Below are 6,907 nucleotides of genomic sequence, written 5' to 3' on the forward strand. Positions count from 1 at the left end.
GCCCGGCCGCTCCCGCCCCGCGCACGCGCCCGCCCCCGGCGGACGACCCCCGTACGGTCGCCCCACCGGGGGCGTTCCGCTGCCCGCGGCGCCCCGACCGGTCAGCCGATGTCCGGCGGGTCGATCCGGACCCGGACCGCCTCCGCCGCCGGCACCCCCCGCGCCATCCGCGCGGCCTGCGCCGCCTTCAGGGCGGCGGCCAGGGCGGCGCCGCTGCCCGGCGGGACCCGCACCAGCGCCCGTTCCCCGGCGGAGGGCGCCCCGCGCCGGCCGGGGAGCGGCACCGGGCCGAGGATCTCGGCGTCGGCGGGGAGTCCGGCTCCGGCCAGGAAGGCTTCCACCGCCTCGCCGCGCCCCGCCACCGCCGCCATCCGGGACACCGGGGGGAAGCCCAGCTGGGCCCGCTCGGCCAGTTCCCGTACCGCGTGACCGACCGGGTCCCACCGCACCAGTGCCTGGACGGGCCGCAGCGTCGGCTCGGCGACCACCACGACCTGCCCCTGCGCCCGTACCAGCGACGCGGCCGCGATCCACCGCCGCAGCGCGTCCTCCCCGGCCCGCAGGTCGGGCCGGCCGAGCATCGCCCAGCCGTCCAGCAGCAGCGCCGCCGCGTACCCGGCGCCCGCCACGACCGGCTCGGCCCCCGGGGTGCACACCACCAGCGCGGGCCCGTCCGGCACCTCGTCCAGGACGTGGTCGCGCCCGGACGTCCGTACGGGTACGGCCGGGAAGGCCCGCCCCAGTTCCTCGGCGGTCCGCCGGGCCCCCACCACCTGGGCCCGCAGCCGGAACGACCCGCACTCCTCGCAGTGCCACGAGGGCTCGCCGCGCCCGCACCACCCGCACTGCAGGTCCCGCGCGTCGGGTGCCTCAAGCGGCCCCGCGCAGACCGTGCAGCGGGCCGGGGTGCGGCAGCGCTCGCACGCCAGCCGGGGCACGTAACCCCGGCGCGGCACCTGGACCAGGACGGGCCCGGTCTTGAGCCCCTCCCGTACGGTCTCCCACGCCAGGCTCGGCAGCCGCGCGGCGCGGGCCGCCCCGTCGCGGGCCAGCAGTTCGTCGCCCACGGTGCGGATCCGGGGGGCGTACGCGCGCACCGTCTCGCGGTTCGCGACCAGCGGCCGCGCCCAGCCCGACTCGACGAGCTGGGCGGCCTCCACGGTGCAGCTGGTGGCGCCGGCCAGGAAGGCGCAGCCGTCGGTGACCGAGCGCAGCTCCAGCACCTCCCGGACGTGCGGGAAGGGGGCGTTGTCGTCGCTGTGGCTGGAGTCCCCGTCGTCCCAGACGGCGACGAGTCCCAGGTCCCGTACGGGGGCGAACATCGCCGCCCGGGTGCCGACGACGGCCCGCACGGAGCCGCGGGAGACCGCGAGCCACTGGCGGTAGCGCTTCTCGGGCCCGGACTCGGCGGTGAGCAGGGCGTGCCGTCCCTCGCCGAGGAGCGCGGTCAGCGCGGCGTCGACCCGGGCGGCGGTCCGCCCGTCGGGGACGACGGCGAGGGCCCCGCGTCCGGAGGCGAGGGTGGCGGCCACGGCCCGGGCGAGTTCGTCGGCCCAGCCGGGGCCCGGCAGGGCGGTCCACACGGCGCGCGGGGTGCCGCCGGTGGCCAGGGCCCGCAGGAAGGCGGGACCGGAGCCGTACCGCTCCCAGCCCCCGGGGTACGGCACGGGCGGCGGGGGCAGCGGCTCGGGCGAGGGCTTGGCCTCGGCACGGGCGTTGCGCGGGGGCAGGGCGAGCTGGAGGACGTCGGCGAGGCTGCCGGCGTACCGGTCGGCGACGGCGCGGGCCAGCGCCAGCATCGGGGGGCCGAGCACGACCTCGGGAGAGACCACGTGGGCCAGGGCGGCCAGTGCCCCGTCGTAGTCGGACTCGGCGCGGCGCTCGACGACGAACCCGTCGATGAGGCCGCCGCCCTCGCGGCGCCCGCCGCGCACCTGGTGCGACCCGGCGCCGAAGCGGACCCGGACGCGGACGCCGGGCTGCGCGGCCTCGGAGAGCTCGGCCGGGACGGCGTAGTCCCAGAGCTGGTCGAGGTGGAGCACGCCCTTGTTGACGAGGACGCGCGCGACGGGCAGCTCCTCGGCGAGGGCGGCCCCGCGCCAGGTCCGGGGCTTCGCCTTGGGCGCCTTGGCCTTCGCCTCGGCGACCATCTCCCGGATCAGCGCGAGCTGCTCCGGCGGGGAATCGTTCGCGCTGCTCACACCCGCATTCTTACCAAACCCCTGTGACAGCGGACGGCGCCCGAACCCTCCCGGGGCCCGCCCGGGCGCGGCCCGGGACCGCGCGGGCCCGGCGCACGAACGGCCCCGGGCACTGCGAGACCCGGGCACACGAACGGCCCCGGACCGCGAGGTCCGGGGCCGTTCGGCGGGCGGTCCTACAGACCGGCGGCCGCGCGCAGCGCGTCCACGCGGTCGGTGCGCTCCCAGGTGAAGTCCGGCAGCTCGCGGCCGAAGTGGCCGTAGGCGGCGGTCTGGGCGTAGATCGGCCGCAGCAGGTCGAGGTCACGGATGATCGCGGCCGGGCGGAGGTCGAAGACCTCGCCGATCGCGTCCTCGATCTTCTGGACGTCCACCTTGGCGGTGCCGAAGGTCTCGACGAAGAGGCCCACGGGCTCGGCCTTGCCGATCGCGTACGCGACCTGGACCTCGCAGCGCGAGGCCAGACCGGCGGCGACGACGTTCTTGGCGACCCAGCGCATCGCGTAGGCGGCGGAGCGGTCGACCTTGGAGGGGTCCTTGCCGGAGAAGGCGCCGCCACCGTGGCGGGCCATGCCGCCGTAGGTGTCGATGATGATCTTGCGGCCGGTGAGGCCGGCGTCGCCCATCGGGCCGCCGATCTCGAAGCGGCCGGTCGGGTTCACCAGCAGGCGGTAGCCCTCGGTGTCGAGCTTGATCCCGTCCTCGACCAGCTGGCTCAGGACGTGCTCGACGACGAACTCGCGGATGTCGGGCGCGAGCAGGGAGTCCAGATCGATGTCCGACGCGTGCTGCGAGGACACGACGACGGTGTCCAGGCGCACGGCCTTGTCCCCGTCGTACTCGATGGTGACCTGGGTCTTGCCGTCGGGACGCAGGTAGGGGATGGTCCCGTTCTTGCGCACCTCGGACAGCCGGCGGGCGAGCCGGTGCGCGAGGTGGATCGGGAGCGGCATGAGCTCGGGGGTCTCGTCGCAGGCGTAGCCGAACATCAGGCCCTGGTCGCCGGCGCCCTGCTTGTCGAGCTCGTCCTCGTCGCCCTCGACACGCGTCTCGTAGGCGGTGTCGACGCCCTGCGCGATGTCCGGGGACTGCGCGCCGATGGACACCGACACGCCACAGGAGGCGCCGTCGAAGCCCTTCTTCGAGGAGTCGTAGCCGATCTCGAGGATCTTCTCGCGGACGAGCTGCGCGATCGGCGCGTACGCCTTCGTCGTCACCTCTCCCGCGATGTGCACGAGACCGGTGGTGATGAGGGTCTCCACGGCCACACGCGAGGTCGGGTCCTCGGTGAGGAGCGCGTCGAGGATCGTGTCGCTGATCTGGTCAGCGATCTTGTCGGGGTGGCCCTCGGTCACGGATTCCGAGGTAAACAGGCGGCGGGACACATCGCTCCCTGGGGGTTGCAGCGGCTGCTGGCTGATCATTTGGCGGAACCACATCGGGGGCTGCGCCCGATCACGTTCCGCGTGCAGTTTATCGTTCGCCACCGTACGCCGGACCACCCGTCTCGCCTTATGGGAGTGGTGTGACCTGCGGCACTCCATTCTGACGCACGGAGGTGGCGAGGAGAAGACATCGGCTCAGGCGCGTCGGGGGGCCAGCCGGGGGGCGACCTGGTCCCAGATCACCTCGGAGAGCGCTTCCTTGGGGCCATGGGGCACCTGAACCTCGGAGCCGTCGGAGGAGAGGATGACAGCCTCGTTCTCCTCCGATCCGAAGGTCTTGGACTCGCCGACCTCGTTGACGACGAGCAGGTCACACCCCTTGCGGAGCAGCTTCGCCCGGCCGTTGGCCAGGACGTCGTCCGTCTCCGCGGCGAATCCGACGACGACCTGGCCCGCGCGGGCCCGGTCGGCGGAGATCTCGGCGAGCACGTCGGGGTTGCGCACGAGCGCGACGGGAGCGGGCTCCTGCCCGTCCCGCTTCTTGATCTTCCCGTTCGCGTACGCGGCGGGCCGGAAGTCGGCCACGGCGGCGGCCATCACCACCGCGTCCGCGTCCGCGGCCGCCTTGAGCACGGCCTCCCGCAGTTGCAGCGCGGTCCCCACCCGTACGACGTCCACGCCGGCCGGGTCGGCCAGTGCGGCGTTGGCGGACACCAGGGTGACCCGGGCGCCGCGCGCGACGGCGGTGCGGGCGAGCGCGTAGCCCTGCTTGCCCGAGGAGCGGTTGCCGAGGAAGCGGACCGGATCCAGCGGTTCCCGGGTGCCGCCGGCGCTGATCACCACGTGCCGCCCGGCGAGGTCGGGCCCGGCGGTCCCGCGGGCCAGGACGCCCCGGCAGACCTCGAAGATCTCCTCCGGGTCGGGCAGCCGCCCCTTGCCGGTGTCCTGGCCGGTGAGCCGGCCCACGGCGGGCTCGATGACGACGGCTCCGCGCCGCCGCAGGGTGGCCACGTTCTCCCGGGTGGCGGGGTGCTCCCACATCTCGGTGTGCATCGCGGGTGCGAAGACCACCGGGCAGCGGGCGGTGAGCAGCGTGTTCGTGAGCAGGTCGTCGGCCAGGCCGTGGGCGGCCTTCGCGAGCATGTCGGCGGTGGCCGGCGCGACGACGACGAGGTCGGCGGACTGCCCGATGCGCACGTGCGGGACCTCGTGGACGGTCTCCCAGACCTCCGTGGAGGCCGGGTTGCCGGAGAGGGCGGCCCAGGTGGCCTCGCCGACGAAGTTCAGGGAGGCCGCCGTGGGCACCACCCGCACCTCGTGCCCGGACTCGGTCAGCCTGCGCAACAGCTCGCACGCCTTGTAGGCGGCGATGCCGCCGCTGACTCCCAGCACGACCTTCGGCTTACCCACCACGTACTCCCCTTCGACTCGTCGGTGCCCCGCGGCCCGTCCGGGGCCCGCGGCGCTGATCGCCGTACCCACCCATGACACACCACAGGCCCGGCAGATGGTCTGCCGGGCCTGTGGTGAAAGGAATTCTCGGTGCCTTACTGAGCCGGGGCCTCGATGGCCTCGGAGGTCAGCAGACCCGCGTTGATCTCGCGCAGCGCGATCGAAAGCGGCTTCTCGTGGACGTGGGTGTCCACCAGCGGGCCGACGTACTCGAGCAGGCCCTCACCGAGCTGCGAGTAGTACGCATTGATCTGACGGGCACGCTTGGCCGCGTAGATCACGAGGCTGTACTTCGAGTCCGTGGCCTCGAGCAGCTCGTCGATCGGCGGGTTGATGATGCCCTCGGGCGCAGTGATGGAAGAGGACACGCTCTACCTTCCGAAGATGGGTGAAAGATCAAACATCGATCGATTCAAAAAAATCGATCAACGATCAAACAACTTCCATCAAGGCTAGCAGCTCGCGGGCCACGTCCTCGACCGAGGTGTTGACCAGGGTGGTGTCGAACTCGGACTCGGCAGCCAGTTCGATCTTGGCGCTGTCGAGCCTGCGCTCGATGACCTCGGCGGATTCGGTGCCCCGGCCGGTGAGCCGGCGGACCAGCTCGTCCCAGCTGGGCGGGGCCAGGAAGACCAGCTGGGCGTCGGGCATGGACTCGCGGACGAGCCGTGCGCCCTGGAGGTCGATCTCCAGCAGTACCGGCTCGCCGTTGTCCAGGCGTTCCAGCACCGCGCCGCGCGGTGTGCCGTAGCGGTTGCCCGCGAATTCGGCCCACTCCAGCAGCTCGCCGTTGGCGATCAGCTTGTCGAACTCGTCGTCGTTGACGAAGAAGTAGTGGACTCCGTGTCGCTCACCGGGCCGCGGCTTGCGGGTGGTGGCCGACACCGAGAGCCAGACCTCTGGGTGGACCTTGCGCATATGCGCGACGACCGTGCTCTTGCCGACCCCCGAAGGGCCGGAGAGCACGGTCAGCCGCGGACGAACCTCTGCTGCCATAGAGCGATTATCCAGCTTCTCGGGACTGCCTGAGAACGCCGGGGCGACTCCGGGCGACGCGTCAGCCGGCAGGAGTGCCGAACTCACGCTCCAGAGAGGCGATCTGGTTGGAGCCGAGACCTCGGACACGCCGGGATTCGGAGATGCCGAGACGCTCCATGATCTGCTTGGCGCGCACCTTGCCCACGCCAGGGAGCGACTCCAGCAGGGCGGAGACCTTCATCTTGCCGATGACGTCGTTCTCCTGGCCCGTCTTGATGACCTCTTGGAGCGAGGCGCCGGAGTGCTTGAGCCGATTCTTCACCTCGGCCCGCTCCCGGCGAGCCGCGGCGGCCTTTTCGAGCGCGGCTGCGCGCTGTTCAGGGGTAAGGGGCGGAAGAGCCACGCCTACGTCACCTCGGATGTCGAACTGTCGGATACGGACCGGTGGTGGGCAGCCCGAAGGCACCACACCAGGCAAGTTCCCGAACAGCGGTGGAACTCGTTCGCTGCTCGTTCACTCTGCTCGGAGACTAGCGGCCGCGACCGCTCTCGTCAGCGAGAACGGACGAAAAGTCCTGGTCAGCCTCCACCGAACCGTACATCACGGACAAACTACCCCGGTTTTGTCCGGTGGAAGACGCTCGAATTTCGTCAGGCCGTTCGACGCGGACCTCCCGCGGTGACCTCGAACGCCCCGTTTCCGTACGCCGCGTGTGCGGCGCCCGGTTCTCCCCGCAGGCGTGGTGGCCCTTGCGGATCCCTGACCAGCACGGCCCTCCCGCGGCGCCCGCCGCGCTCCCCCCGGGGCCGAAATCCGGCGCGCCGCGGTCGGTGGCCGCGCCCGCCCCGCCGGGGACCGGGGGCCGGCGGCCCCCGGTGGAGGTGATACGC

The 6,907-nt window shown here is 72.9% G+C and carries 6 protein-coding genes; all 6 read right to left on the minus strand.

Annotation, left to right across the window (positions count from 1 at the left end; all coding sequences use genetic code 11):
- Positions 1 to 101 precede the first annotated feature (101 nt).
- Positions 102 to 2,201 carry a primosomal protein N' gene (locus tag ABT106_RS30195; RefSeq protein ID WP_351283743.1) on the minus strand — a complete coding sequence of 700 codons (2,100 nt, stop codon included), beginning with the start codon at positions 2,199 to 2,201 and terminating at the stop codon, positions 102 to 104.
- A 176-nt stretch (positions 2,202 to 2,377) separates the two neighbouring features.
- Positions 2,378 to 3,586 (minus strand): methionine adenosyltransferase, encoded by a 1,209-nt coding sequence (gene metK, locus ABT106_RS30200; RefSeq protein ID WP_351283747.1) that lies wholly within the window; start codon positions 3,584 to 3,586, stop codon positions 2,378 to 2,380.
- Between the two features lie 195 nt (positions 3,587 to 3,781).
- On the minus strand, positions 3,782 to 4,996 hold the full coding sequence (gene coaBC, locus ABT106_RS30205; RefSeq protein WP_351283750.1) for a bifunctional phosphopantothenoylcysteine decarboxylase/phosphopantothenate--cysteine ligase CoaBC: 1,215 nt from the start codon (positions 4,994 to 4,996) through the stop codon (positions 3,782 to 3,784).
- Between the two features lie 137 nt (positions 4,997 to 5,133).
- A complete protein-coding gene (gene rpoZ, locus ABT106_RS30210) occupies positions 5,134 to 5,406 on the minus strand; it encodes a DNA-directed RNA polymerase subunit omega (protein ID WP_004948662.1) in 273 nt (90 codons plus the stop codon).
- 64 nt (positions 5,407 to 5,470) lie between these two features.
- Positions 5,471 to 6,034 (minus strand): guanylate kinase, encoded by a 564-nt coding sequence (gene gmk, locus ABT106_RS30215; RefSeq protein ID WP_351283752.1) that lies wholly within the window; start codon positions 6,032 to 6,034, stop codon positions 5,471 to 5,473.
- A 61-nt stretch (positions 6,035 to 6,095) separates the two neighbouring features.
- Positions 6,096 to 6,419: an integration host factor gene (locus ABT106_RS30220; protein WP_008740406.1), complete on the minus strand. Its 324-nt coding sequence runs from the start codon at positions 6,417 to 6,419 to the stop codon at positions 6,096 to 6,098.
- Between the last annotated feature and the right edge of the window lie 488 nt (positions 6,420 to 6,907).

The organism is Streptomyces sp. NPDC002044 (assembly GCF_040296725.1).
In the GTDB taxonomy this organism is placed as follows: Bacteria; Actinomycetota; Actinomycetes; order Streptomycetales; family Streptomycetaceae; genus Streptomyces; species Streptomyces antarcticus.

Excerpts from the sequence above, each read along its gene's own strand:
- gmk (WP_351283752.1), bottom strand. The coding sequence starts at position 6,034 with ATGGCAGCAGAGGTTCGTCCGCGGCTGACCGTGCTCTCCGGCCCTTCG.